General features: G+C 39.3%; 25 protein-coding genes and 1 other RNA gene. 6 read left to right on the forward strand and 20 right to left on the reverse strand.

Annotated elements, in window-relative coordinates; genetic code table 11:
- Positions 1-27 precede the first annotated feature (27 nt).
- From IGI52_RS03920 to IGI52_RS03945, 6 genes are all read right to left on the reverse strand, one after another.
- Positions 28-411 carry a hypothetical protein gene (locus IGI52_RS03920; RefSeq protein ID WP_102871273.1) on the reverse strand — a complete coding sequence of 128 codons (384 nt, stop codon included), beginning with the start codon at positions 409-411 and terminating at the stop codon, positions 28-30.
- A 371-nt stretch (positions 412-782) separates the two neighbouring features.
- Positions 783-1,925 carry an acetylornithine transaminase gene (locus tag IGI52_RS03925; protein ID WP_438780540.1) on the reverse strand — a complete coding sequence of 381 codons (1,143 nt, stop codon included), beginning with the start codon at positions 1,923-1,925 and terminating at the stop codon, positions 783-785.
- The gene (argB, locus tag IGI52_RS03930) at positions 1,922-2,671 is read right to left on the reverse strand and encodes an acetylglutamate kinase (RefSeq protein WP_438780541.1); all 750 of its coding nucleotides are present in this window, start codon (positions 2,669-2,671) and stop codon (positions 1,922-1,924) included. The genes IGI52_RS03925 and argB overlap by 4 nt, the downstream gene beginning before the upstream one ends.
- Positions 2,672-2,804: 133 nt before the next feature.
- Complete coding sequence (argJ, locus tag IGI52_RS03935) at positions 2,805-3,998, reverse strand: bifunctional ornithine acetyltransferase/N-acetylglutamate synthase (RefSeq protein WP_438780542.1); 1,194 nt, start codon at positions 3,996-3,998, stop codon at positions 2,805-2,807.
- A gap of 22 nt (positions 3,999-4,020) precedes the next feature.
- Complete coding sequence (gene argC, locus IGI52_RS03940; protein WP_438780543.1) at positions 4,021-5,052, reverse strand: N-acetyl-gamma-glutamyl-phosphate reductase; 1,032 nt, start codon at positions 5,050-5,052, stop codon at positions 4,021-4,023.
- 308 nt (positions 5,053-5,360) lie between these two features.
- The gene (locus IGI52_RS03945) at positions 5,361-7,034 is read right to left on the reverse strand and encodes a formate--tetrahydrofolate ligase (protein ID WP_049222019.1); all 1,674 of its coding nucleotides are present in this window, start codon (positions 7,032-7,034) and stop codon (positions 5,361-5,363) included.
- A gap of 174 nt (positions 7,035-7,208) precedes the next feature.
- On the opposite strand from IGI52_RS03945, the gene IGI52_RS03950 reads away from it, so the two are divergent.
- Complete coding sequence (locus IGI52_RS03950; protein ID WP_016180194.1) at positions 7,209-7,409, forward strand: cold-shock protein; 201 nt, start codon at positions 7,209-7,211, stop codon at positions 7,407-7,409.
- Positions 7,410-7,418: 9 nt separating this feature from the next.
- Here IGI52_RS03950 and IGI52_RS03955 read toward each other — a convergent pair whose 3' ends face one another.
- On the reverse strand, positions 7,419-7,853 hold the full coding sequence (locus tag IGI52_RS03955) for an EbsA family protein (protein ID WP_049222018.1): 435 nt from the start codon (positions 7,851-7,853) through the stop codon (positions 7,419-7,421).
- Positions 7,854-7,890: 37 nt separating this feature from the next.
- On the opposite strand from IGI52_RS03955, the gene IGI52_RS03960 reads away from it, so the two are divergent.
- Positions 7,891-8,271 carry a ribonuclease HI family protein gene (locus IGI52_RS03960; RefSeq protein ID WP_438780544.1) on the forward strand — a complete coding sequence of 127 codons (381 nt, stop codon included), beginning with the start codon at positions 7,891-7,893 and terminating at the stop codon, positions 8,269-8,271.
- On the opposite strand, the gene cls is transcribed toward IGI52_RS03960, so the two are convergent.
- From cls to IGI52_RS03975, 3 genes are all read right to left on the reverse strand, one after another.
- Positions 8,272-9,732 (reverse strand): cardiolipin synthase, encoded by a 1,461-nt coding sequence (cls, locus tag IGI52_RS03965; RefSeq protein WP_016180191.1) that lies wholly within the window; start codon positions 9,730-9,732, stop codon positions 8,272-8,274. It lies immediately after the preceding gene.
- Between the two features lie 143 nt (positions 9,733-9,875).
- Positions 9,876-12,509, reverse strand: a complete 2,634-nt coding sequence (gene alaS / locus IGI52_RS03970) for an alanine--tRNA ligase (RefSeq protein ID WP_438780545.1) — start codon at positions 12,507-12,509, stop codon at positions 9,876-9,878.
- A 266-nt stretch (positions 12,510-12,775) separates the two neighbouring features.
- Positions 12,776-13,828 carry a DUF7278 family profilin-like fold-containing protein gene (locus IGI52_RS03975; protein ID WP_118368045.1) on the reverse strand — a complete coding sequence of 351 codons (1,053 nt, stop codon included), beginning with the start codon at positions 13,826-13,828 and terminating at the stop codon, positions 12,776-12,778.
- 70 nt (positions 13,829-13,898) lie between these two features.
- Here IGI52_RS03975 and IGI52_RS03980 point away from each other — a divergent pair, with 70 nt between their 5' ends.
- Positions 13,899-14,336, forward strand: coding sequence for a GNAT family N-acetyltransferase (locus IGI52_RS03980; RefSeq protein WP_016180188.1), 438 nt, complete (start codon positions 13,899-13,901; stop codon positions 14,334-14,336).
- A 38-nt stretch (positions 14,337-14,374) separates the two neighbouring features.
- Here the strand turns inward: IGI52_RS03980 and IGI52_RS03985 are convergent, their stop codons facing one another.
- Both IGI52_RS03985 and IGI52_RS03990 read right to left on the reverse strand, forming a co-directional pair.
- A complete protein-coding gene (locus IGI52_RS03985) occupies positions 14,375-15,724 on the reverse strand; it encodes a DEAD/DEAH box helicase (RefSeq protein WP_438780546.1) in 1,350 nt (449 codons plus the stop codon).
- Between the two features lies 1 nt (position 15,725).
- Positions 15,726-16,874: a VanZ family protein gene (locus tag IGI52_RS03990; protein ID WP_438780547.1), complete on the reverse strand. Its 1,149-nt coding sequence runs from the start codon at positions 16,872-16,874 to the stop codon at positions 15,726-15,728.
- A gap of 314 nt (positions 16,875-17,188) precedes the next feature.
- On the opposite strand from IGI52_RS03990, the gene IGI52_RS03995 reads away from it, so the two are divergent.
- Positions 17,189-17,503: a hypothetical protein gene (locus IGI52_RS03995; RefSeq protein WP_016180185.1), complete on the forward strand. Its 315-nt coding sequence runs from the start codon at positions 17,189-17,191 to the stop codon at positions 17,501-17,503.
- A gap of 13 nt (positions 17,504-17,516) precedes the next feature.
- On the opposite strand, the gene IGI52_RS04000 is transcribed toward IGI52_RS03995, so the two are convergent.
- The 6 genes from IGI52_RS04000 to IGI52_RS04025 form a co-directional block, all read right to left on the reverse strand.
- Positions 17,517-17,864, reverse strand: a complete 348-nt coding sequence (locus IGI52_RS04000; RefSeq protein ID WP_049222008.1) for a hypothetical protein — start codon at positions 17,862-17,864, stop codon at positions 17,517-17,519.
- Between the two features lie 112 nt (positions 17,865-17,976).
- Entirely contained in the window at positions 17,977-18,621 is a 645-nt protein-coding gene (locus tag IGI52_RS04005; protein ID WP_016180183.1) for an HD domain-containing protein, read from the reverse strand.
- On the reverse strand, positions 18,611-19,774 hold the full coding sequence (locus IGI52_RS04010) for a THUMP domain-containing class I SAM-dependent RNA methyltransferase (protein WP_438780548.1): 1,164 nt from the start codon (positions 19,772-19,774) through the stop codon (positions 18,611-18,613). Before IGI52_RS04010 ends, IGI52_RS04005 begins: the two co-directional genes overlap by 11 nt.
- Before the next feature lie 334 nt (positions 19,775-20,108).
- An RNA gene (gene rnpB / locus IGI52_RS04015) (RNase P RNA component class B) lies at positions 20,109-20,481 on the reverse strand.
- Between the two features lie 14 nt (positions 20,482-20,495).
- Positions 20,496-20,900, reverse strand: a complete 405-nt coding sequence (gene gpsB, locus IGI52_RS04020) for a cell division regulator GpsB (RefSeq protein ID WP_016180181.1) — start codon at positions 20,898-20,900, stop codon at positions 20,496-20,498.
- A gap of 68 nt (positions 20,901-20,968) precedes the next feature.
- Positions 20,969-21,526: a DUF1273 domain-containing protein gene (locus tag IGI52_RS04025; RefSeq protein ID WP_049221672.1), complete on the reverse strand. Its 558-nt coding sequence runs from the start codon at positions 21,524-21,526 to the stop codon at positions 20,969-20,971.
- Between the two features lie 81 nt (positions 21,527-21,607).
- Here IGI52_RS04025 and recU point away from each other — a divergent pair, with 81 nt between their 5' ends.
- Positions 21,608-22,213 (forward strand): Holliday junction resolvase RecU, encoded by a 606-nt coding sequence (gene recU / locus IGI52_RS04030; RefSeq protein WP_048720491.1) that lies wholly within the window; start codon positions 21,608-21,610, stop codon positions 22,211-22,213.
- A 4-nt stretch (positions 22,214-22,217) separates the two neighbouring features.
- Entirely contained in the window at positions 22,218-24,506 is a 2,289-nt protein-coding gene (locus IGI52_RS04035; RefSeq protein WP_176674625.1) for a PBP1A family penicillin-binding protein, read from the forward strand.
- A gap of 23 nt (positions 24,507-24,529) precedes the next feature.
- Here IGI52_RS04035 and nth read toward each other — a convergent pair whose 3' ends face one another.
- Together nth and IGI52_RS04045 are read right to left on the reverse strand one after the other, a co-directional pair.
- On the reverse strand, positions 24,530-25,183 hold the full coding sequence (nth, locus tag IGI52_RS04040) for an endonuclease III (protein WP_016180177.1): 654 nt from the start codon (positions 25,181-25,183) through the stop codon (positions 24,530-24,532).
- On the reverse strand, positions 25,176-25,889 hold the full coding sequence (locus IGI52_RS04045; protein WP_176675738.1) for a DnaD domain protein: 714 nt from the start codon (positions 25,887-25,889) through the stop codon (positions 25,176-25,178). The genes nth and IGI52_RS04045 overlap by 8 nt, the downstream gene beginning before the upstream one ends.
- Positions 25,890-25,940: the final 51 nt, after the last annotated feature.

Below are 25,940 nucleotides of genomic sequence, written 5' to 3' on the forward strand. Positions count from 1 at the left end.
TTTCTATTTATCCTGAAAAAATCAGCTTCATGAACCGACCAAGCTTTCCAAAGGCATTTTGGCAAAATGGGTATATAGTTTTTCTAGCTTATCGGCAATGAAATGTTTGACCGTAAATAATCTTCGTGATACCACTTTCCATTCTTTTTTATCAAAGTAATCTTCGAAAAAAATAGACAAACGGCGCAATAAACGCGTATTTTTAGTTTTCATGAAGATATGTTTGACGATATCCACCATCATAAAAGAAAAATCGTCATTGGTTAATTCTTCTCGTACTTGCAGTACAAGTAAAAATTCCAAGGTATCTTTTGCATCGCCAGTTTCAAAATAGTATTTTCTTATGCGCTTTTCTAACGTCTTTCGCTTCAGTGAAAAAAGCTGATTTTTGTTTAATAGATGCTTCTTCATAGACATCCTCCTCTCTTTAGATTATCTATAGTCAAGTATTGGCTGCTCTTCCTCAATAGCTGTGCACCGCCGTTGCTAAAAGAGAAGCGCGTACAATTGTTTTCTTAGTTAAGAATCGTTCGTGTTTATCTCACGCTTAAAAGATAGCTCTTTTTTTAACCGTTTACATTCCTAAATGTTTATTATTTTTTAAACATAATGATCATCACAAGTCAATTCGTTGGTAGAACAAAGTTTATTGGGTTTTAAAATAACGATGATAAATTCTATCTTTGTTGAAAATGTTGGGTTATTCTAACAAATCAACCAAAAAATCCTCAGCATCGAATAAAATGCTAAGGATTTTTTATGGATATTGAGTTAATATCGACCTATTTTAGTAATACAGAGTTAATAATTTCCAAGCCTTTTGTCAATTCTTCTTGGCTGATGGTCAAAGGGGGCAGTAGTCTAAGCACGTTTTTACCAGCTTTGATTGCTAAAAGATTTTGTACCTTCAACTCTTGAATTGTCTGTTGCAGCGTTTCTGGCGAATTTAACTCGATCCCCACCATCAAGCCTTTTCCTCGAACATCGAGGACTTTTTCAGATTTTTCACTCAATTTGATCAGTTCATCCAATAAATACTGGCCCTTAACAGCAACTTCTGCTAAAAATTCCGGCTGATTAATCTCACTAACTACAGTATCGGCCACCCTCATCGCCAGATTGTTCCCGCCAAAGGTCGTACCGTGAGAACCAGGGCCAAAAGCTTCAGCTAATTCGATCTTTCCTAGCATCGCACCCACTGGAATGCCGTTAGCCAAAGCTTTGGCGATCGTAATGATATCTGGTTCGATCTGATAAGCTTCAAACGCGTAGAAGGTTCCTGTTCTTCCCATACCGGTTTGAATTTCATCAATGATCAATAAACTGCCATTTTCTTTACATAGTTTTGCGACGGACTGAAGCCATTCTTTTTTCGCTGGTATGATTCCGCCTTCGCCTTGGATAACCTCTAACATGACTGCGGCCACGTTTTCATCTAACTGTTCCTTCAATGGAGCTAGTTCGTTGTAAGGAAGATAGTCAAATCCTTCGACGAGTGGAAAAAAGCCTGCTTGCAGCGCCGGCTGTCCCGTTGCACTCAAAGCCCCGTAAGTCCGTCCGTGGAATGATTGCTCAAAGCTAAAAATTTTCGAACGCCCAGTGGCTTTTCTAGCTAATTTAATCGCCGCTTCATTGGCCTCGGTTCCGCTATTGCAAAAGAAAGCTAAATAATCCTTTCCCTTGTTCAATTTTTCAGCTACCTGCTCTTGCAGATGATTGGAATACAAGTTCGAGCTGTGCCAAATTTTATCTGCTTGCTCAGCCAATGCCTGCATCACTTTTGGATTGTTATGACCTAAATTTGTGACAGCGATTCCGCTCATAAAATCCAGATAGCTGTTTCCCTCTTGATCATACACATAGCTTCCTGAACCCTTAATTAGATCAATCGTGTCTCTTGCATAATTTGGAAACAAATGACTCATGCAAAGACCCCCTCCTTTACGATTACAGTACCTGCACATTCGATACAATTGGTAATATGAACTTCTGAAACACCATTTTCTAACGCATCGACAGCACTATTTAGTTTAGGGATCATGCCCCCAGTAATCACTTTCTCCGCTTTCAATTGCTCAACTTCATGGATTGATAGTTTTTCAAGCCATTGTTCGTCTTGCTTCACTCCTGGTACATCTGTCAACAAATACAATGCATCTGCTTCAAGGGCTTCAGCGATTTTACACGCAGTATCATCCGCATTGATATTAAGCCATTGGCCGTTTGCTGTCATTCCTAAAGGAGCGATAATCGGAATGTAATTCTTATGCAAACCCCCCTCAATGGCTGCAGGATTAATTTCGGTAATCTCACCAACGTAACCTAATTTTTCTTGATCAATAAACGTTCCTTGAATCATATTATCGCTAGAGGCATTAAGACCAATCGTTCCAAAACCTTGCTGTTGGAATAACGTTGTAATCGTCGGCTGCACCTGACCCATCAGAACCATTTGAGTAACCTTTAATGCTTGCTCTGTTGTGACACGTAACCCTTCATTGATCATTACAGGGATATTTAATCGCTCCATCATTTCCGTGATGTAGTATCCCCCGCCGTGAACAATAATGATTTCATGTCCGTGAGCCTGCCATGATTCAATTTGCTCAAAAAAATTATTTGTTAAATTATCACTGGCTACCCCACCGATTTTTACAACTATTTTACCCATGCTTTTCGCTCCTTATATGAATTTATTTTTCCACCAGAAAAATAAGTCGTTTCCCATGCCATATATCATTCCTCAAAATTTCTTGCTTTTTGTCTTGGAGGAACTGAGAACTTGAACTGTCGATCTGATATTTTTATGTGTGGTACAATGCGTTCACTTCAACGTATTTATAGGTCAAATCACAACCCCAAGCCTGCCCGCTTTGCTCTCCGATATTCAGATCAACGGTAATATTGATTTTTTCTTTTTCTAAAGTCTGTTTCATGATGGTTTCGTCAAATTCTTGCGGCTGGCTGTTTTTCAACAGTTGCTGATCACCGATCCACATATCGATTTTTTCGGGATCAGTGTGTGAACCGGCATAGCCGACTGCGCAAATGATTCGTCCCCAATTAGGATCTTCTCCAAACATTGCGGTTTTTACTAAACTGGAGCCGACGACTTTTTTAGCGACTAAACGGGCTTCACTTCCGTTGAGCGCTCCGACCACTTGTGCTTCGATCAATTTAGTGGCTCCTTCTCCGTCTTTGGCAATCTTCTTTGCTAACGTTTCACTAACTAGCTGAAACATCGCCACGAATTGTTCAAACGCTTTGGAATTTTTTTCGATCACTGGATTTTCTGCCAAGCCATTGGCTAAGACTAACACCATATCGTTGGTGGATGTATCCCCATCTACAGTGATTTGATTGAAGGTTGTTTCAGTTTTAACTGCTAAAATTTCCTGCAGCAATTCTTCTGAAATTTGAGCATCGGTTGTAATGAATGCCAGCATCGTCGCCATATTAGGATGAATCATCCCTGATCCTTTGGCTACACCTGCCATTGTTACCTGCTGACCATTGATTTCTTCAGTAATGACGATTTCCTTTGTCGCTGTGTCAGTTGTTAAAATAGCTTCATGAAAAGCATAGGGTTCTGGCTTTTCCAGATCGATATTGCTGATTCCTGCTTCGATGATTTCCATTGGCAGTTGTTTACCAATCACACCGGTTGAAGCAACAGCCACGCTTTCTTGCGGGATATTCAAATGTGTCCCTGTTATCGCCTGCATCTCTTTTGCATTTTCCAATCCTAGTTTTCCGGTGCAGGCATTGGCGATACCTGAGTTGACTACCACTGCCTGAATGGTGGTATCCTTCATTGCCTCTTTTGTAACAAAAATCGGTGCTGCCTTTACTTGATTTGTCGTATATACTGCCGCAGCATTGGCAGGAACTTCTGAATAAAGAACTCCTAGATCTTTCTTCTCTTTTTTTAATCCTGCATGTAGGCCAGTGGCATAAAAGCCTTTGGGACTGGCAATCGTTCCATCTATGATTTGCATATTCTTCACACTCCGGCATTTTTTATGGATAAATTGGTACTAGGTTTAGTCCAGTAGTTTCTGGCCAACCTGCTAGATGATTTAGATTATGAACGGCTTGACCAGCTGCGCCCTTTACTAAATTATCCAAAACTGTAACAACAGTAATGATATTGGTCACTTCATTGTAAGCTACTCCAATATCACAGAAATTCGAACCGACGATCTGATGTAAGTTTGGGTAAACATCTTGATCTTGAACTCGGACAAATGGTTTTTCTTGATAGAAGGTTTGAAATAAATTTAAAACCTTTTCTTGTGTCAGTTTTTCCTTGCTGCGAGCATAGGTTGTAATGAAAATACCGCGAGTCACTGGAATTAGGGAAGTCGAAAATTGGATTGCTGGAATACTTTCGTTCCATTTTTTTAATTGCTGCATGATTTCTGGAATATGCTGGTGGCTGTTCATTTTATACAACGTCATATTTTCATTGCTGTTAACAAAATGACTAGACTCCGATAAATTCTTGCCTGCGCCTGATAAACCAGATTTTGCATCAACGATAATTGAATCGCATTCGATAATTTCTTGCTGAACCAGCGGTGCCAAAGATAAAAGTGTTCCCGTAGCATAGCATCCAGGATTAGCGATTAATTTTGACGTAGATTCTGCATAAAAATCAGCTAATCCGTAATGAGCGTTTTGTAATATTTCAAAGGGTGCACTTGAATTTTTATACCATTTTTCGTATTGCCCATCTGTTTTTAATCGGAAATCACCTGAAAGGTCAATAACTGGAAAATCTGCCTCTACAAAAGTTGTGGCGATCTCTTTAGAAATACCTGACGGTGTAGCGAAAAAAACTAAATCTGACTGCTCCATGATTTTTGTGGAATCAATTGGTTCCAGAGGAAGGTTCAACAATCGATTTAAATGCGGCAAATACTCATCAATATCTTTGCCATTTTGCGAATGACTGTGAATAGAACTAATCTCTACGTTAGGATGCTGCAATAGTATTCGGACCAGCTCGATCCCACTGTAGCCTGTCACTCCGATAATCGAAACTTTCAAATTAATCCCTCCTTTTTCTTCTGATGTTCAAGCCGTATATTATTCCATTAGCTTGGTGAACTTTTGGCGCGCCTTATTTTTTGTTCACTATATAGACCGCGAAAAGCGGAGCTGATATTCTTGGAATTGAATAATAATACGATTAGAAATCTGCTATTTCTGACGATTATACGTGTAGTATTTATACAAGTCAATGGTTTTTTATAAATTATTTTGCATATTTTAGTAAAAATATGCAAAATCTGCTTTTGAATATACAAAAATGGAGCAAACTCCCGCTTTCACGAGTGTTTGCTCCATTTGTCATGCTAGAACAAGCCGATAGCATTGCCCTTTTCATCAACATCCATATTTAAAGCAGCAGGCTTTTTAGGTAATCCCGGCATCGTCATGACGTCACCAGTCAGCGCTACGACAAATCCTGCGCCAATCTTCGGTACAAATTCGCGGATCGTCACATCAAAATCAATTGGAGCCCCTAATTTACTTGGGTCGTCTGATAATGAATACTGTGTCTTCGCCATGCAAATAGGCAAACGATCCCATCCATATTTCTTGAAGCTGGCCAATTGCTGCTGTGCTTTTTTACTATAGATAACTTCATTCCCGCCATAAATCTCGCGAACGATCGTTTCAACTTTTTCAGTTAAGTCATCATGTTCTCTGGTAAAGATTGAATGGAAATGATTTTCTTCATTTGCAATCGTCTCAACAACTGTCTTTGCTAAATCGATGCCGCCGTCAGGTCCTTTCTCCCAGACGCTAGCCAACTCGACCTTCACATCTTCTTGTTCGCAAAGTTCTTTTAATAGTGTAATTTCCTTGTCAGTGTCACTGATAAATTCGTTGATAGCAACAACTACTGGTAATCCATATTTGCGCATATTACGAATATGCTTGGCCAAATTGCTGAAGCCGTTTTTCAATGCATCAAGATTTTCCATACTTAAATCAGCTTTAGCCATTCCGCCATGCATCTTCAGTGCTCTGATAGTTGCAACGATCACTACAGCGTCGGGAGCTTTTCCTAAACTAGGAACTTTAATATCCAAGAATTTTTCCCCGCCAAGATCCGCACCAAAGCCCGCTTCTGTGACCACATAATCACCGCAGTGCAGAGCAGCTCGAGTTGCTAAAATACTATTACAGCCATGAGCGATATTCGCAAATGGTCCGCCATGCACAAACGCAGGTGTTTGATAAATGGTTTGAACCAAATTAGGTTTGATTGCGTCTTTAAGAACAAGCGCTAGTGCTCCTTCCACCTTCAAATCGCCGACTGTTACGGGCTCACGATCAAAGGTATAGGCAACAACGATATTTGATAAGCGCTGCTTCAAGTCTTCAATATCTGTTGCTAAACATAAAATTGCCATAATTTCGCTGGCGACAGTAATATCAAAGCCGTCTTCACGGGGAACTCCATTGATCGGACCGCCCAAGCCAACAGTGATATGGCGCAACTCACGGTCATTCAGATCAACAACCCGTTTCCAAATCACGCGCCGGGCATCGATGTTTAATTGATTTCCTTGATGGATATGATTATCCAGTAAAGCTGATAACGCATTATTTGCCGTTGTGATCGCGTGCATATCGCCAGTAAAGTGCAGATTAATATCTTCCATAGGTAAGACCTGTGCATAGCCTCCACCAGTTGCGCCGCCTTTGATACCCATCACTGGTCCTAAAGAAGGCTCACGAAGAGCGATCACAGTCTTCTTGCCTATTTTATTTAAAGCATCGCCTAATCCAATCGTAACAGTTGATTTTCCTTCCCCTGCCGGCGTTGGATTGATTGATGTGACAAGAATTAATTTGCCTTCTGGATTTTCTTTCATCCGTTCTAAAGCATCAAACTCAATTTTTGCTTTGTATTTGCCATGCAATTCCAAATCATCAAAAGATAAGTTGATTTTTTCTGCGACCTCCGTAATTGGTGCTAAAGTCGTCGCTTGAGATATTTCGATATCAGTTTTCATAAAAACTCCCTTTCCCGAACGTTACTCAGAAAAATACACTTTTTTATTCGTTCCTTTTTATTATAACGAATTTTTTAAAGAAAAACACCACTTAGAATTATCAAACGTATTGATTCGCAATTTTTGTTTCCTTCACGTATAATAAAACCAGCAATTGCAAAGGGGTGTTGCGTAATGAATAGTGGCATTGTTAAATGGTTTGATGAAAAAAAAGGGTACGGTTTTATTGCTTATGATGAAAATCAAGAAGTTTTTGTTCACTTCACCGCGATTGAGGAAGATGGATTCAAAAGCTTGGATCCGGGTGACGAGGTTGATTTTGTAATTGTGGAGGGTGCTCGCGGGATGCAAGCAGCTCATGTAAAAAAGAAATAAACGAAAAGATCAGTCATGACTGATCTTTTCGTTTATTTCTCTGATTTCAATTTCTGGATAAAACGTTATAAAGTCTTTTATAAAGGCTTCTTTTCTTTTTTTACGCATAGCAAAATGGAAAGCTGCTCCGCTAAGTCCTTTTCGCTGGATAATCACCCCGTCTTTACACGGTGTTAAATAATCGATATGCTCCCGTAAAAGAGTTTCACGGCGCCAAACTCTTGCGTATCGGACTCTTATACCGGTTTCGTCAATGTTCAAATAGCGATGAAGGCCGACAACAGCAAATAAAATGGCGATGCCGATCACAATATTACCCTGTAAATAAGGCCGTGTTTTCTCTAAGGTCAGAATCAAACCATAAAAAAGAACAATAAAGGTCAACGACCAATAAATAATGCTGATTGACAGCTCTGGTTGCCAAAAATAGCGTTTTGTCTTCATTCATATACTCCTACTCTTCTAAAAAAGGATGATCATTATGTTAAAAGTTTATACTGATGCGGCTACGAATACTCAAAAGAGCGGCGGCGGCATTCTTATTATTTCTGAAAAGCAAGAACAGCTTGCAATCTCACTGCCTGAAACCAACAATCATCAAGCAGAATTAGCAGTGATTCTCCATGCACTAACCTATTTGATCGACCAAAAGCTGAACGATCAAACGGTTTTACTTTATTCCGATAGTAAAACTGCAATAAAAATTTTAGACCAAGGACAAACAAAAAACAAGCTCTTTCAACCATATTTATCAGAGTTTAATGAATTAGCGCCGCAATTTCCCCTGCTGGTTCTACAATGGATTCCAGAAGCAAAAAATAAAGGGGCGGACAATCTTGCCCGCCAAGGTTTGCGAAAATAACTATAAAACAGGTGATAATAAACGTGAGAAGCGCTGTTTGAAATTCAACCAGTGAGATTGATTGGCGATTATTTCATCTGTTAACAGAATACATTCCTTCATATCCTCTTCAAAGATAGTTCGGAATAGCTGTGCAATCGCTGGATCATAGATGAAGCTGCTGACCTCGAAGTTTAACTCATAGCTGCGGATATCTTGATTGGTTGAGCCGAAACTAGCCAGCTCATCATCAACGACAATCGTTTTGGAATGTAAAAAGCCGTCTGCGTAATGGTAAATTTTTACGCCTCGTTGATGGAAATAATTAGCATAATATTGAGTAGCTCGGTAAATAAATGGATGGTCTGGCATATTTGGAATCATGATTCTTACATCAATTCCTGATCGTACTGCAATTAAGATAGCAGAAATCATGGTCTCATCTGGTACAAGATACGGACTTTGAATCCAGACACTTTTTTCAGCTGCTAAGATCATGCGAACAAAGCCGTCTTTAATAATCTGTTCGCTGGAATCAGGACCATCGGCCACGATTTGCATTGGTACACCTTTTTCAATCTGCTTTTGCGGTAAAACAAAATATTCTGGTAAATAACTCATCCGATCGGCTTTGTTCGTGACAGAAGCATTCCAATCGCGAATAAAAATTTCCTGCAACGTGAAACTAGCTGTTCCCTCGATCCGACCGTGAGTATCGCGCCATCTTCCAAAGCGTTTAGATTCCCCGAGATACTGATCTCCGACATTAAAACCGCCTGTCCAACTAATCTGACCATCTACCACAACAATTTTTCGATGCAAATGATAATTTAAGCGTGTCTTAGCCAAAATGTTTCTTGAGGTAATAAAAGGCGCCACCTTGCCGCCATTTTTAATCAAGGTTGAAAAAAAGCTTTTATTTGTTTTCGGCGCCCCCCACGGATCATAGATCATTCGTACTTCCACGCCTTGAGCTGCCTTTTCCTCCAAAATACGCATGAAGCGATTACCGATGCGGTCATTAAAGAAGGCGTAATATTCGACGTGAATCGTACTTTGCGCATTACGCAAATCCTCAAATAAGCGTTCAAATTTCGCCGTTCCATCTAGGAAAAATTCTAACTCGTTACGGATTGCCAACGGTGATTCATCCAAATTTTTAAAATATTTCACCATGGCTGTTGCTGCTGGATACAATTGATCTGGTTCGTTGTGGTCGACATGACGATTGTCTTGCTGGATAATTTCATTAATCTCTTTAACTCGAGCCTCGTCATCTTGCTCGAAAAGATACATGGTTTCGCCGTCAATACCACGACCGCAAAAGGCATAAATTAAAAATCCGATGACTGGCAAAAAGATCAAGGTCAAAAGCCAAGCCCAAATTGTTGTGATATTCCGCGGTTTACGAAAAACAGTAATGATTGCCCCCACTAAGTTGACAATAAAAATAAATAAAATAATTTGCTCAATAATTCCCAAATGGTCCCCTCTTTTCAGAAAAATAATTCTCTCATTTGAATTATACCTAAACCGCCTTAGTAATAAAAGAAAGTCGCTATGGAATAGTCATATTCTCATAAAAAAAGGACAGCGTCACAAAGATGCTGTCCTTTAATTGGAAATTATGCTAACCAGTTGGCCACTTCTGCTAATGCATCAGCTAGACCTGCTGGATTTTTCCCACCGGCTTGAGCCATGTCTGGACGTCCACCGCCGCCGCCGCCGACTTTTGGCGCAATCGCTTTGATCAGATCGCCAGCCTTCAAGCCTTTTTCATTGGCTGCTGGACTCATGGCTGCTAGCAGATTCACTTTCTCCCCTTGAACGGTTCCAAGAACCAACACATCAGACAAAGCTTTTTGCTTCCATTGATCCGCTAGTTGACGCAATTGATTCATATCTTTTACGTTAACCTGAGCAGTAATCACGGTCGTACCGTTGATTTCTTTGACATCCTTGAAGACGTCGCCTGCTTGTTGGTTCGCTAGTTTTGTCGCTAGTTGTTCATTTTCTTTTTGCAGCTCACGTAATTGCTGTTGCAATTGCTCAGTTTTGCTAACAACTTCTTTGATTTGTGGTGATTTCACGATTTGTGCCACTTGCATTAATTGTTCCTCTTCATCACGGAAAGCTTCATAGGCTTCTTTGCCGGTCAACGCTTCGATCCGACGTACGCCGGCACCGATACCTGATTCAGAGACAATCTTGAATAAGCCAATATCTTCTGTGTTCGCTACATGCGTACCTCCGCATAGCTCGATCGACCAGTCGCCGATGTTTACTACACGTACATCATGTCCGTATTTTTCACCGAACAAGGCCATTGCGCCCATATTTTTCGCTGTGTCGATATCGGTTTCGATTGTTACCACAGGAATAGCTTCCCAGATTTTTTGGTTGACGATTTTTTCCATTTCTTTTAGTTCAACCGCAGTTACTTGACCAAAATGTGTAAAGTCAAAACGTAAATGTTTGTCCGTCACTAATGAACCGGCTTGGTTCGCGTGATCGCCTAGCACTTCCTTCAAGGCTTTGTGCAGAACATGAGTCGCTGTATGATTTTTGATGATCTTATTGCGGTAAGCGGCATTGACTTGCAAAAAGTATTTTTCGCCTTCTTTTAGTGATCCAAGGACTTCAACCGTGTGCAAAGCTTGCCCATTTGGCGCCTTTTGGACATCGGTAACATTAGCGATAATTTTACCTGCGCTATCAACAATGATTCCTTTATCGGCGATTTGTCCGCCCATTTCAGCATAAAATGGTGTTTCCGCAAAAATCAAACGCGCTTCGCCTTCTCCAACCATATCAACGATGGCATCATCTTTCAGGATAACAAGCAATTCACTTTCACTTTCCAAATGTTCATAGCCGACAAACTTGCTTGCTACTTTGATATCACCCAATAAAGCCGTTTGAACGCCCATTGATTTTTCTGTTGTACGAGCAGCCCGGGCACGTTCTTTTTGCGCCTGCATTTCTACTTCAAAGCCTTGATGATCGACCTTCAAGCCTTCATCTTCTGCGACTTCTTCCGTTAATTCTACAGGGAAACCAAACGTATCGTACAATTTGAAAATAACTTTTCCATCTAACGTGGTTTCATTTTTCGCTTTTAATTCAGCTAACACATCGTTCAGCATCGATAAACCGTCATTGATGGTTTCATGGAAACGTTCTTCTTCTGTCCGAACGACTTTTTCAATGAAAGCCTCCTGTTGCTTCACTTCTGGATAATAGCTCACCATGATTTCGCCGACAACAGGAACCAGCTTGTACAAGAACGCTTGATCAATACCTAATTTCTTACCGTGCATGACCGCACGACGTAATAAACGACGCAAAACATAGCCACGGCCTTCATTTGAAGGTAACGCGCCATCACCAATCGCAAAGGCTAAAGAACGAATATGATCCGCGATAACCTTGAAAGAAATATCCAATTGCTTATCAGCACCATATTTTTTGTCGCTTAACTCCTCTACTTTACCAATGATTGGTAAGAATAAATCAGTTTCGAAGTTGGTAGGGGCATCTTGGATGATGGAAACCATTCGTTCAAGCCCCATCCCTGTATCAATATTTTGATGAGGCAATGGTTCATAAGTATCCTGTGGCGTATGGTTAAATTCTGAGAATACCAGATTCCAAATTTCTAGATAGCGTTCATTTTCGCCGCCAGGATAATTTTCTGGATCGTCTTCAGCTAGATCGTTGAAGGCTTCGCCGCGGTCATAGAAAATTTCTGAGTCGGGACCGCTTGGACCAGCGCCCAAATCCCAGAAATTGTCTTCAATTTCAACCACGTGATCTGCTGGAATTCCGACTTCTTCTAACCAGATCCGTTTTGCTTCTTTATCTTCAGGATAAACCGTTACATACAATTTATCTGGATCAAAGCCGATCCAGTCAGGTGAAGTTAAGAATTCCCAAGCCCATTCGATTGCTTCTACTTTGAAATAATCACCGATTGAGAAATTTCCTAGCATTTCAAACATCGTATGGTGACGCGCAGTTTTACCTACATTTTCAATATCATTTGTACGAATAGACTTTTGTGCATTGGCAATCCGTGGATTTTCTGGCACGACACTGCCGTCGAAGTATTTCTTCATCGTCGCAACCCCTGAATTGATCCATAGCAAGGTAGGATCGTTCACCGGTACTAATGACGCACTCGGTTCAATCATATGATTCTTGGTTTTAAAGAAATCTAAAAACATTTGGCGCACCTGTGCGCTTGATAATTTTTTCATCTGTTCTCCTCTTTTCTCAAAAAATAAAAACTACCACTGCAGTCAAGGACGAAAACTCGCGGTACCACCTTGATTGCAATGATAGTTTGATCATTACCTCTTCAGCTCGTTAACGCTGAGCAGCGTTGATTTTTCAATCAAAAAATGTCGGGAGCAATTCATTACACGCAACGTGCAGCTTTCAGCAATCGTGCACTTTCTGTGGAGGCGAAAATAATAAACCTTATCCTTTTAAGAGTATAGAAAAAAGTTTGTCAAAAGTCAAACTAGATCTTGATTAGAATTGCTTTACGATACAAATAATTACTTGGTGAGAGAATCTCCTCATGCATCATTGTTGTCGTATTGCTGTAATAACTAGATAGCGGCAGGAAATCAACAATTGGAATTCCAACATGATTCTTCTTATTCGTCAGTTTTAATACACCGGGATCTTCGGTAATTTCAAAGCGTTCCATTGAGGTATCAAAGAATAAGCCGAACATATTCTCTTGTTCCATCATCTTCCGAACGTTCTTGCCGCGATAAGGATCAGTGACATTTAGATCATTGCCCCACCGAAATAGACGGCGGCTGCCTGCACCATTAACGTATTCCCACTGATCTTCTGTTAATAAATCAAAATTTTTCTTGCGAATTTTCTTTCGTAGACTGGTGTAGGTATGCTCTTCATGACTAAACACATAGTAGCTGTCTGAATGAGGGATCATTTCAATATACCAACGTCCTTCTTTTAATACGTTCTTAGGAAAAGACCAAGTCATGCTTTCTTCCGGCGTCAAATTTGGTGACAAGACATTTTTAATTTCCTCTTCATAGGTAGAAAATTGATCTGCTTCTCCTGAAAAACTCCCAGTTACCGAATCATAAACTCCCAAATAGTTTGTTCCCGCTGGTAAAGCATGACGCTGAACAAACATTGGCGGGATTTGTACTTTACGCAAACTTGTTGTTTTATCATTTATTAGTTCTCCTAAAGAATCAACATCAAAAAAGTTATATTGTCCGCGTAATTCTTCTGGGATCATTATTTCTGGAGAGTTCGGTGCGGTTTCCAACAATGACAGACCTTTTGTTCCTAAGTTCCAGCCTAAAATGGCATCTTTATTTCCTGGGATAAAGACAAATTCCTCTTCATCAATCAGCAACTGAAACGTCTGACATTTGATACCGTACAAATCAAAATCCTTTAATTCAATATCTGAAATCTTCATTAATGGATTGACAAAATGAAGCAAAAGCTGGCTTAACAAGGTACGTTTTTCTTTTGGATTCAGTCGCTTCCAATAGGACCAGTCTAATTGATCTAATAAGTTCATAAATCTTTCTGCCTCCTCCAACACTCATATGTTAGAATTATACCATTATCACAAAGAAATGAGGAAAAAGATGAAGGAAATTTTTGGAGCTTCACCAGAATTGCAGGCTGCTGCCTTTTTTTTACGCTACCAGGTTTTTGTTTTGGAACAAAATATCTTGCCCGAATTGGAGTTTGATCAATTGGATACAGTGGATCGTCAATATCTCGTTTTCTTTGATGAGCAAATCCCCATCGCCACTGTACGCTATCAAAAATTAGATGAATCGACGTTGAATCCTGACCGTCTATGCGTCCATCCTGATTATCGCAATCAAGGTTTAGGGACAAAACTTCTAGCTCGGATAGAGTCACAGGCATTTTTCGAAGGCTGTCAGACATCTGTTCTTTCGGCCGAACTTAGTGCGCAGGCTTTCTACGAGAAAATCGGCTATCGCGTTGTTTCGGATATTTTTGAAGAAGACGGTATTCCTTGTGTCAAAATGCAAAAAGAACTTGTATCGGATTAACAGATACAAGTTCTTTTAATAGTCATTTCTCTAAAGTTTTAAGAGTTTGAACGTTTTTTATTCTTCCGTGCGCCACGTTCTTCTTGACGACGTGCCACGCGACGTTTTTGTTTATTCGACTCTGAAATTGCGCGATCGATTTTTTTCTTGTAGCCAGGCTTAATTTTTTTCTTTGATTTTTTAACCAAACCAATTAGAGTTGGATCTAGCTCATCTTTTGATTTTTCGCGTTTCTTTCGACGATTACGATCATAAGTATCGATGATTTCCCCATTTTTGATCTCTTTTGGTTGGAAAGTCACACCGAGATTTTCAATTAAATTAACATCGTTCTCATCGCTTGGACCATACAAAGTAATCGCCGTACCAGACAAGCCGTTCCGACCTGTTCTGCCCACACGATGAATAAAGAAATCCAAATCTTGGGGAATCTCTGCGTTAATAACATGAGAAACCCCTTCAATGTCAATTCCTCGAGCAGCCAAGTCTGTTGCGACAACATATTGATAATCTAAATTTTGTACTTGGCGCATTACACGCTTCCGCTCTCGCGGTGAAATATCCCCGTGAATCTTCGCGACTTTTAACCCTTGTGATTTTAAATAATCACTGATCTCATCGACGTGTTGTTTCGTATTGGCGAAAACAATCGCTAAATATGGATGACCAATCGTCAATAATTGATAAATCAAACGATTCTTGTCCTGTCCTTTAGTAGAAATGAGCCAATTTTCGATCGTATCGGAAATTACTGCTTTTGACTTGATTTCTTCAATCACAGGATTTTCCATATATTTTAATAGGAAGGGACGTAATTTTTCTGGAATCGTTGCTGAAAAGACCAACATTTGTAAATGCTTCGGTAAACGGCCAGCAATTTGATCGACTTCAGCTAAAAATCCCATATCCAAAGTCATATCCGCTTCGTCGACCACAAAACACTCTGCCGTATGGACTTTCAACGCTTGTTCGTTCATCATGTCTAAGATACGACCAGGCGTTCCGATAGCGACATGTGGTTGATGCGTCGCTAATTTGTCGATTTGCCGTTGCTTGTCGGTTCCGCCCACAAAATTGGTTACGCGGATTTCATTTGGTGAAAATTTTGCAATTTGAATGGCGGCTTGATAAATTTGCGTCGCTAGTTCGCGGCTTGGCGCTGTGATGACGATTTGAACCTCATCTTTAGCGGCGTCGATCTTATTCATTAATGGCAGCAAAAACGTATGGGTTTTTCCTGAACCTGTTTGTGACTGTCCGACAACATTTTTCCCTTTTTTAATTAAAGGAATTAATTTTTCTTGAACTGCTGTTGGTTCAGTAAAACCCTTATCCTTGATGGCTTCAAGAATAAACGGCTGGAAATTGAATGATTCAAAAGTTCGCATGTTATACCTCTTTCTTTAACGTACTAATCGTATACGTGTGACTCGCTTTATCATGGAATAGGCGGGTTTTTCTTCTTATGAGAGCATACAATAAGTTGAATAGAAATAAAAGTAAAATTCCTAAACTTAACATTCCTAATGTCGCATAAGCGATAAATAGCGTGTGATTTACGGCAATTAAATGTGTCATTGTGTATTGAAAAATTTGCAATAGCCCGAAGAAAAGAAAGTAAAGCGCAGAATACCGCAGGATCAGTCGGCTCAAACGAATATGCTTGTGTCCATCTTCGATAACTTGAATGCGAACAACCTTTTTTCCAAGGGTTTGACCGTTTAAGAGATAATTGATTAACATAAAGTAAACGACTACTTCAATGATGAACACCGACATCGTATTACTTAAGATTTCACCGGCTTTAGGCGGTAATACATTTGATAGATAATTAATTATTGGACTAAACAAACCAATGATAAACCAATCGATCGCCAGTGCGACAAAACGTCTTATTATTGTAACCTGCCGTCCCTTCTCCAATGATTCTGAGTCCAGTTCACTTCGTGTTGGTAAAAAGAAAGTGAATAGTGGCGCACAAGCAAAGCCCAGTATCCCTCCTAATGTATCATGGAATAAGTCATTGACATCAAATAATCGATAAGGACGCGGATAAATAAAATACAGACCACTTAATTGCGTTAGCTCAAAAAATAGCGATAAGCAGAAGCTTACCAAAATAGTTTTCCAAAATGAAAATTTAAAATAATAACGACAATATACGCCAAATGGAAAAAGTAGAAAAATATTAAACACAGGTTCCAAAAAGACGCTTTGTCTCATTGCTGGCAAATAGGTGCTTGGGTTATTCAATTGCAGTACCGTTTGATTCATGAAATTATGCCAAGATTGAAATAAATGAAGTTCATAACGCGGACCAGTCATCTGTGCTACCGTACTGACTTCAGGTAACGGCAAGATCACTAAATAATATGCGCATAACAAGTAAAAAACAAACGAATACAAGATCAGACTTCTCAGCTTGCCTAGTTCTCCATATTTTCGATAATAATAAATTAAAATAGGTGCAGTGATAAACATCGCCAAAAAAGGAAAAGTAAGCACCGCCACTTTAATCGGTAACGTGTAACTGTTCATAGATAGCTCCTTTGTTCAATTTACGTTCATAACTATTCAGCTGCAATAAGAGCAACAGCCTCATATAGCTCAGTTTAAAATATCTTCTTTCTAAATGCGAAGGAAAAGTCTCTATTTTATAGTAGTTACCATTTTTACCGCTGATGACAAATCTGATAGTAGCAATTTAGTAATTTGAAAACCTGTTAACTAAAAAAAGAATATTGTCGAAAAATCCTTATTCCTTCAATTTCTAATCATCAGGGATTTTTTCTAAATTGTGGTAAAATGAACACAAAATAAAAATTATATCAGATTTTTAAGGAGGTAAAAAAATGCTTAACCCGCTTTTTGCTTTTGGTGTTCCAGCGGCTTTGATGGTCGTTTATATAATTTTCTTTTTTGTCAAAAAAATGAAAAATAGTGATTACCGTCGCTTTGCGTTAACTTTGATCTCAGTTTTTTTAACGACTTTTAGCTATCAGGTGTATAACTACAGTCAAACGGTTGTTGCTTTGACGTCTTCAGAAAGTTTTCAAAAGAACTTTGGTTACAGTCAAGGGCGCCTGATAGTTCCTTTTGTACTAGGTGCGATTCTCACTATTATTAATGTTTATTACCTATTTCGTCAGTTTAGAAAAAAAGAATAACAGGCTTATCCTGTTATTCTTCCAAATCAAAAAATTTAATTTTCACATTAGTTAAACGTTTCAAGGTATTCAAATCTATGTTGACCCACTCTTTTGATGCAGGCTGATAATGATTTTCCTCAAATGACCGCTCAATTTCATTTAAAAGTTGCTCTGGTGTTCCAAAAAAGCTTTGATCCTTTTTCAGCAAGACACTAATCAGTGCTGGATTTTCTATTAAAAAATAATCCTCTTGATATTTATATAAAATAATTTGATAGGTCTTATTTGTAAGTTTGCAACGAATAGCGAATAATCCCTCAGATAAGTTGGGCATTCTTTCTAAAACTTCTTCGGGACTCAATATTTCACGATGTAGCATTTAGAGTTCCTCCTAACCAAGGAACATTATAGGAGAAAAAGAAGTTCACTGGAAATAAAACGTCTCAACTAAAGGATATTTTTATTTTTAATTTACTATTTTCATCTCTCATTTATGATAAATCCCACTCAGCGTAAAATCTTTTTAAAAATTCTTCCATAAAATGCATGCGCTTTTGTGCTTCTTTTTTTCCAGCTTGCGTGTTCATTGTAGCAGGCAGCTTAAACAATTTTTCATAAAAATGATTGATTACTGTACTTTTTTTGCGATATTCTTGTTTGCTTTTAAACTCTTGCGGTGCAGTGTTAGGATCATATAATGGACTTTGCGTATGGCCGCCATAATAAGCAGTTCGTAAAATGCCTATTGCGCCAAGTGCATCAATCCGGTCCGCGTCTTGCACGATCTGTCCAACTAAAGTTAGTTCAGCTTTTCCGTTTTCTATTTCTTTAGAAAAGGAAATGTTTTCAATGATTTTAAAAATTTCCTGTATTTCTTCGACAGAAAAACTAAGTTCTTTTAAAAACCTTTTAAGATCTTCTTGCGCCCTTGTCACATCTTCAACGACCTTATCGTCAATCACATCATGTAAATAACTAGCGGTTTCAATCATCAACGTATCTGTGACGCCTTCTTGTTCAGCTAAATTTTTAGCGATTTTAGCTACGCGCTGGACATGATAAAAATCATGTCCACTGCGATCAGCACCAAGTTTCTCTTTGGCATACTTGCGAATTGCTTCTATTTTATTCGGCATCGTTACGCGGCTTTCTTGGAGGGCGTTCACCCCAATATTGAAACAGATCCGTTCTTATAGCGCCATTATACAATTTCCTTTTCTTTGTTGCTTTAGCCCCGTAAAATTCCTCAAATGCTAAATCACTGGTCAAAATGTATTTACTCCAGGTTTTCAATGGGCGGAAAACCTCTCCCATTTCACGATACAATACGCGAACCTGTTCTTCTTCGCCTAAACGTTCTCCGTATGGCGGATTTGCAACAATCACACCGTAATCCTTTTCCGTTTTAAAATCTTTAACCGCCTGCTGTTTAAATTGAATCGAATCACCTAATCCGATTTCTTCAGCATTTGCTTGAGCAATCTCAATCATCCGACCATTGATGTCTGAACCAGCAATATCTAACTCGATATCATAATCCGCTGCTTCATCCGCTGCAGAACGAACTTTATCAAAGACAGCGGCATCAAACCAATCCCAGGCTTCACAGGCAAAATCACGATTGAATCCAGGCGCAATGTTGTGACCTATCAACGCAGCTTCAATACATAAAGTCCCTGATCCGCAAACTGGATCATAAAAAGGACGATCCTTTCGCCAATTTGTCAACATTACTAATGCCGCCGCCATATTTTCTTTTAATGGAGCGCCACCTTTTTCTAATCGATAGCCACGTTTAAATAAGCTTGGCCCAGTTGTATCTAAAGTTAATACGACATGATCCTTTAGTAAAGCAACCTCTAGCTGAAATAGTGCACCCGTTTCTGGTAGAGGCACTCGCGCTGGACGATGGTAGACTTCTCGTAGACGTTCAACGATTGCCTTTTTCGTGATTGATTGGCAATCAGGGACACTGTACAATTTTGATTTGATCGAACGTCCTGCCACTGGGAATTCAGCATCCATTGGCAGATAACCCTCCCAAGCAATCGCCTTAACCTTTTCAAATAATTCATCAAACGTAAACGCGTCAAACTCCCCGACAATGATTTTCACGCGATCAGCAGTTCGCAGCCATAAATTTGCGGTAGCGATCGTTTCTAAATTTCCTTTAAACCGTGCCCGTCCATTTTCGACTTGGCAATCGATGCCTAAATTACGTAACTCTTTGCCTACTAACGCTTCGATACCCGCAGCGGCAGTGGCAATTAAATTATACTCTTTCTCCATAATTGCTCCTTTATATAATAGTAGTAATAATTTTTTCCGATGTACGACGAATTAACCTTTTAAACTAACGTATCAATCGTATCAATTTTTTTCAAAAACTAAAAAAAATAGGTTTTATTCTCGTTTCGCATATGGTTTCACTAATTGCGGTAAGCGTGAAGTGGAACTCGCAGCTATTTCATTTTAATGTATTCATTTTTCTAAAGACCAGAAAAATGAGTTTTATTTTCACTTCGCATACCATTTTTCTAACCTGCTAAAGCAGGAAGAAAAACTGGCAAAAAAAGACCTTCACAACGCAAAGTTGGAAGGCACACCCTGAATTGCTGCAATTTTCTGTAAGCCATGTTTTGTACGACGATCAACTCAGGGAAGTGTGATCATCGTGGCAATCATCTATCTCCGACATAAATGCCGTCTCTTTCATCGTTCATTTCCTTAGAAAAAGCGCCCCTACCATAGTTTGGGTTGCTCGCTCGAGGGGTTTACCGCGTTCCACCATTTTGATTTCTCAAAATGCTTCGTCACTGTGGCACTTTCAAGAATACTCAGGCATAGATTACTCCTTAGCCTTTTTTTCTGCCGTTACTTCAAAAGAAGTACCTTAGCTTATGGTTTCGCTAAGCACGAACACTACAGACATCTCAGTCTGTGCGAGCATGGACTTTCCTCAGCCTGCTTAGTGCAAACCGCGATCACCCAAAAATTGCATCATTCAAATTTAAAATTGACGAGTTTTCTCAATATCGCTCTCATCTTGAGTATAGCTTTGACCAAAATCAGAAGGAGCTGTTTGGTTTGATGCCTGTTGATCAAGCTTTTTGCCAAACACTTCTCTTTCAAGATTGGATAAACGCTTCAAGATATCAAAGTTTGTAACAGCTGAACTTTTAGGCGCTGCTTCTTTCACACGTGAAGGAGCTGGCTGAGCTTTGGATAGTTGTTCAACTTTTGCTTTCAAGCGATCATTTTCTTCTCTTAGTGTTAATAATTCTTTGTTATAAGCTTCATAATCTTTAATTACATTGTCCAAAAATTCGTCGACCTCAATTGGATCATAACCACGCATTTTTGTTTTAAATTCTTGCTCCAAAATATCATTAGGAGTATAGATTACATTCGCCATTTTTCCACCTCATTAGCTCTTATCTTAATTTACTTTCCTATATATTCTAGCTGATAAACTTAAGGAAATCAAACACTATCCCCGAAGTCTGAGGAATTTTCTAAATCATCCATCGTAATTGTAAGCAAATCGTAGGGATTTTGTTCTTGAAATTTTTCTACATCAGCTAAAAAGAATTTGCTTTTACCAGGATACTCATTATCATATACTAACAATGCTGCCTCAGTGTGCTGCAGTAAAAAATTTACATGATTTTTAAATTGTTGAGGATTCTGATAGGGTTGATGACTGACCGAATCCACGTAATCCGCTGTTTGTACAAGCTCGCTCAAAAGTAATTGATTATGTTCTTTCCAGTTATTTCCAAACGCTTCAAATGGAAAAATAATCGCTAATTTTATTTCAGGATAATCTTGCTTCAATTCATTGACTACCTGCCCTGTCCAAATCTCTGTACCAAGACTACCGCTGATCATTACCCACTGAAGACCATTTTCGATCAAAGCCGTCAATTCTTTTTTTAAAACATTCTTAATGACTTGCACGCGAGGGTCCTGTTCACTGAAGATTCCTAGCTCATAGCTCTGATATCCTGTTACGTATATTCGCTGTATTGTTTCATTCATTGCATTTTCCTTACTTTCACTTAAAAATAAAATATCTTTCAAAAAAATTTGCTATAATAGCAAACAGGAGTGTGATGAAATATGGCCTTTCACTACCCCAATGGTCAGCTCTTTTCACAAAAGAATCCACGAGAACGCTCATTACAAAAAGAAACAACGTTTGCTAATCGCGGTATGCGCTTTGAAGAAGCAATCAATCAAAGCAATGAATACTACTTAACCCATGATAAGGCAGTTGTCCATAAAAAGCCAACGCCACTTCAGATTGTTAAGGTCGATTATCCAAAACGGAGTGCCGCAGTTATTAAGGAAGCCTATTTCAGACAACCTTCCACAACTGATTATAATGGCGTTTATCAAGGATACTATTTAGATTTTGAAGCAAAGGAAACAAAAAACAAACGCTCTTTCCCGCTAAAGAATTTTCATCAGCATCAGATCACTCATATGCAGCAATGTCTGAAGCAAAGGGCGATTTGTTTTGTTCTACTTTGGTTTTCAAGCTTGAATCGTTGCTTTTTTCTTTCTGCTGAAGAACTGGTAAACTATTGGCAGAGTCAAGAAAATGGCAAAAAATCAATACCGCTAGAACACATAGAAACAGTTGGTATCGAGATCACACCGCAAATTGCTCCAAGAATCCCTTATTTAACAGCGGTGGAACAATATCTTGAAAAAAGGAGTTAATCAAATGGCTAATCCCTCACGTTCGCAGAAAAAAAAGCGGACCTCTCAAGGAAAGGAACCTAAACAAAAAAATAAAAAGAATCGTCATATTGGGCTGAAAATTGCGATCGCAATCGTTGGGCTGCTTTGCGTCGCATTACTCACTGGTATCGGCATCTTTTTCTACTATGTAAAAGATGCACCTGCTTTAAGTGAAAAAAAATTAGAAGCAACGGTCTCTTCTAAGCTTTTTGACAGTGATGGTAATATTTTTGAAGATCTTGGCGCCGAAAAGCGAGAAAAAGTCAGCGCAAATAAAATTCCGCAAGAATTAGATGATGCGATTGTTTCCGTCGAAGATCGTCGTTTTTTCAAGCACAACGGTGTGGATCCTGTCCGAATCGCCGGATCGGCCTTGCATAATCTAACCAACAAAGGTGGTCTTCAAGGTGGTAGTACCTTAACCCAACAACTGGTTAAGCTTTCCTTCTTTTCAACAACTACTGAAGAAGCCGATAAAACGTTGCGACGTAAAGCACAGGAAGCTTGGTTGGCTATCCAGCTAGAGAAAAAACACTCGAAACAAGAAATATTGACCTATTATATCAATAAGGTTTATATGGCAAATGGCTTGTATGGGATGGAGACAGCTGCTGAAACATATTTCGGTAAAGAATTACAGCACCTGACTATCGCACAAACGGCATTATTGGCGGGTATGCCACAAGCACCTAATTCTTATGATCCCTATAAACATCCAGATGCTGCAAAAGAGCGTCGTGATACAGTGCTCTATACTATGCTTAATAATAAGAAAATCTCTCAAAAGGATTATGACGCGGCGATCAATGAACCGATTGATCAAGGCTTGTTACCTTTAGAAACAGATAATCAGGAACGTAAAGTTGCCGACAACTACGTCAAAGAAGTGATTGCCCAAGTTGAAGACAAAACGGGCAAAAATGTTTATACTGACGGATTAGATATCTATACGAATTTGGATACTGACGCACAGAATCATCTTTATTCGATTGTAAATGGGGATGAATATGTCCAATATCCTGATGAGGATTTACAAATAGCTGCTACCCTAATAGATAGTGAGACTGGTAAAGTGACTGCTCAGATTGGCGGTCGAAATATCGCTGATGACGTCTACTTAGGATTGAATCGTGCAGTAAGTACAAACCGTGATTTTGGTTCAACGGTTAAACCAATAACCGATTATGGTCCAGCTATAGAATATAAGCAAAAATCTACTGGGGAACGAATCGTCGATCAACCTTATTATTATGAAGGAACGAAGACAGCAGTTAAGAACTGGGACAATAGTTATCAAGGAAATATTACGTTGCGTCAGGCTCTGTATAATTCTCGAAATGTCCCAGCTGTGAAGCTTTTCAATGAAGTAGGACCAGAAAATGTATCGAAATTCTTGAAAAACTTGGGCATTCAATACAAAGAAATACAACAAGCGAATGCAATCTCAAGTAACACTGAGACACAAGATGGAACGAAATATGGCATTTCCACAGAAAAAATGGCAGCAGCTTATGCAGCCTTTGCGAATGGTGGAACCTATAATGAACCACTCTATATCAATAAAATTAAATATCAAGATGGTTCTGAACAAACCTTTGAAAACAAAGGAAAAAAAGCAATGGAACCTTACACAGCTTATATGATTACGGATATGCTAAAAGATGTAATTACAAAGGGTACCGGAACCTATGCACAGATTCCTAACCTTTTCCAAGCTGGCAAAACTGGAACGTCTAACTACACGGATGATGAATTAGCAAAGATTCCACATTATGGATCAATTTCGCCAGATGTAATGTTTACTGGGTATACTCCCCATTACTCTTTATCAATTTGGGCAGGCTATGATAAGCGACTGACACCAATAACTTCACAATCTGAAAATATCGCACAGGATGTTTATCGTGAAATGATGAGTTATGTATCGCAAAATGTCTCAAATGAAGATTGGGTTATGCCAAATGATGTTCTTAGAATCGGAAATGAGCTTTACGTTAAAGGCGCTTCATCAGTTCCAGCGCCTAGCTATTCCTATCAAAGTTCTTATTACAGCAATAGCACTTTCAGCGAAACCACGAGTTCCAGCAGCAGTATAACATCGGAATCAAGTTTCTCTGAATCATCGACAGTGACTCCGCCGGCCAGCAGCAGTGTGCCACCTGCCAGTTCAAGTCCGACGCCAGCTTCATCTGCCGATCCGCAACCATCTCAGCCATCCTCTAGTAGTCAGCCGCCTGCTCAGACCCCAGCTGTGCAAAATGAACAACAATAATTAATCAAAAAGAGCCGCTCGATCTATTTTCGAGCGGCTTTTAGTCTGTCTTTTCCTTCTTGGCACATATCTAATAAAGGGCAAATTTCACATTTTGGGGATCGAGCGGTACAATGATAGCGCCCAAAGAAAATTAAGGTATGATGGCTTTTGACCCATAAATCTTTCGGTATTTTACGCATCAAAGTCGCTTCGACTTCAGTTACAGAAGCGTTCAATTTGCAAATCCTTAAACGTTTGGTCACTCGTTCAACATGAGTATCAACCGCAATTGCAGGTACACCGAAAGCATCACCAAGAACCACGTTCGCTGTCTTTCGCCCAACTCCTGGTAATTTAATTAACTCCTCTCGAGAATTTGGTACCACGCCATCGTAATTATCTAGCAGCATCTGTGCACAAGCTTTGATATTCTTCGCCTTATTACGATACAAACCAATCATTTTGATTTTTTCAATAATATCTTCTATCGGCGCTTGAGCTAATGCCTCTGGTGTAGGATAAGCCTTAAAAAGTGCAGGTGTTGCCTTATTCACCGAAACATCTGTTGCCTGAGCACTTAGAATGACTGCAATCAATAATTGGAAGGGAGAATCAGAATGGAGCTCTCCAACTGCGTCTGGAAACATGTCGTACATTCGCGATAAGGCTTCCATCGTTTTCTCTTTGCTAAGCATCGGGATCTTTCCTTTCTAACCAATTGTATAAAGAGACTTTCGGCAATTCTTCAGATTGCTTTTGTTCTTCGTCTTTTTGCAGTAGAATTTGTTTTCTTCGTCGTTGTTCTTCTTCTACCTGAGCTTTAGATCGAATGTTTTTCTTTTCCCAGCTTTGCAAGACCGTCTCAATATATTTGAAATTATAGGCTTGATTCAAGACGGCTTCTTGTAATGCCAATTCGATCAGTGATGGTGAATAATGGTCATCATTTAACCAGTAACCAATTTTTTGGTATTCAATTGGTGATAAGGGGCGGCCGAATTCCTGCTCAAAGGAGCGCAGCATTTTCTTTTGTGCTGCCAAGTCATTTTCTTCTTCCGCTTCAAAGCGTTGTTGTTCCTTCAGTACATCCAATTTTTCAAATGCTGGGAGTAAATTATAATGATCGCTTTGTCTTCCTTGTTCATCTAATGCAGTCTCAAGGGAGACAAACTCCTTTTCAACAAGCGTATTCAAAGCCGCATAGATTTTTTCGGTCGTACTTCCCATATTTTGAGCAATTATGGTCAGATCAGGGAAATCTTCGCCAGCTTGGTGAGAGGCATAAAGTTGTAACCATAGCATAAACTCACTAGTGGTTAGCCCAAGTTTAGTATAATTTTGCAAAAGCAGATTGGAGATTGTCGTCTCTCCGCCTGACAAATATTCTTTCAATGAAATCATTAGAAATCCTCCGTTCACTTTTTTAGTTTACACTAAAAAAAGAGGAAGTCC

Origin of the sequence: Enterococcus sp. DIV0187 (assembly GCF_051713785.1) — a bacterium.
Classification (GTDB): Bacteria; Bacillota; Bacilli; order Lactobacillales; family Enterococcaceae; genus Enterococcus_A; species Enterococcus_A avium.

Bases quoted from the DNA above. Each gene is read 5' to 3' on its own strand.
- argJ (WP_438780542.1), bottom strand. From the start codon at position 3,998: ATGCAAATCATAGATGGAACGATTGCCAGTCCCAAAGGCTTTTATGCC.
- nth (WP_016180177.1), bottom strand. From the start codon at position 25,183: ATGCTTAGCAAAGAGAAAACGATGGAAGCCTTATCGCGAATGTACGAC.
- IGI52_RS04010 (WP_438780548.1), bottom strand. From the start codon at position 19,774: ATGGAGAAAGAGTATAATTTAATTGCCACTGCCGCTGCGGGTATCGAA.
- alaS (WP_438780545.1), bottom strand. From the start codon at position 12,509: ATGAAAAAATTATCAAGCGCACAGGTGCGCCAAATGTTTTTAGATTTC.
- IGI52_RS03950 (WP_016180194.1), top strand. From the start codon at position 7,209: ATGAATAGTGGCATTGTTAAATGGTTTGATGAAAAAAAAGGGTACGGT.
- IGI52_RS03925 (WP_438780540.1), bottom strand. From the start codon at position 1,925: ATGAGTCATTTGTTTCCAAATTATGCAAGAGACACGATTGATCTAATT.
- argB (WP_438780541.1), bottom strand. From the start codon at position 2,671: ATGGGTAAAATAGTTGTAAAAATCGGTGGGGTAGCCAGTGATAATTTA.
- recU (WP_048720491.1), top strand. From the start codon at position 21,608: ATGGCCTTTCACTACCCCAATGGTCAGCTCTTTTCACAAAAGAATCCA.
- IGI52_RS03980 (WP_016180188.1), top strand. From the start codon at position 13,899: ATGAAGGAAATTTTTGGAGCTTCACCAGAATTGCAGGCTGCTGCCTTT.
- IGI52_RS03990 (WP_438780547.1), bottom strand. From the start codon at position 16,874: ATGAACAGTTACACGTTACCGATTAAAGTGGCGGTGCTTACTTTTCCT.
- IGI52_RS04045 (WP_176675738.1), bottom strand. From the start codon at position 25,889: ATGATTTCATTGAAAGAATATTTGTCAGGCGGAGAGACGACAATCTCC.
- IGI52_RS04035 (WP_176674625.1), top strand. From the start codon at position 22,218: ATGGCTAATCCCTCACGTTCGCAGAAAAAAAAGCGGACCTCTCAAGGA.
- IGI52_RS04005 (WP_016180183.1), bottom strand. From the start codon at position 18,621: ATGCCGAATAAAATAGAAGCAATTCGCAAGTATGCCAAAGAGAAACTT.
- IGI52_RS04000 (WP_049222008.1), bottom strand. From the start codon at position 17,864: ATGCTACATCGTGAAATATTGAGTCCCGAAGAAGTTTTAGAAAGAATG.
- gpsB (WP_016180181.1), bottom strand. From the start codon at position 20,900: ATGGCGAATGTAATCTATACTCCTAATGATATTTTGGAGCAAGAATTT.
- IGI52_RS03945 (WP_049222019.1), bottom strand. From the start codon at position 7,034: ATGAAAACTGATATCGAAATATCTCAAGCGACGACTTTAGCACCAATT.
- IGI52_RS03985 (WP_438780546.1), bottom strand. From the start codon at position 15,724: ATGCGAACTTTTGAATCATTCAATTTCCAGCCGTTTATTCTTGAAGCC.
- IGI52_RS04025 (WP_049221672.1), bottom strand. From the start codon at position 21,526: ATGAATGAAACAATACAGCGAATATACGTAACAGGATATCAGAGCTAT.
- IGI52_RS03995 (WP_016180185.1), top strand. From the start codon at position 17,189: ATGCTTAACCCGCTTTTTGCTTTTGGTGTTCCAGCGGCTTTGATGGTC.
- IGI52_RS03960 (WP_438780544.1), top strand. From the start codon at position 7,891: ATGTTAAAAGTTTATACTGATGCGGCTACGAATACTCAAAAGAGCGGC.
- IGI52_RS03955 (WP_049222018.1), bottom strand. From the start codon at position 7,853: ATGAAGACAAAACGCTATTTTTGGCAACCAGAGCTGTCAATCAGCATT.
- IGI52_RS03975 (WP_118368045.1), bottom strand. From the start codon at position 13,828: ATGAACTTATTAGATCAATTAGACTGGTCCTATTGGAAGCGACTGAAT.
- IGI52_RS03920 (WP_102871273.1), bottom strand. From the start codon at position 411: ATGAAGAAGCATCTATTAAACAAAAATCAGCTTTTTTCACTGAAGCGA.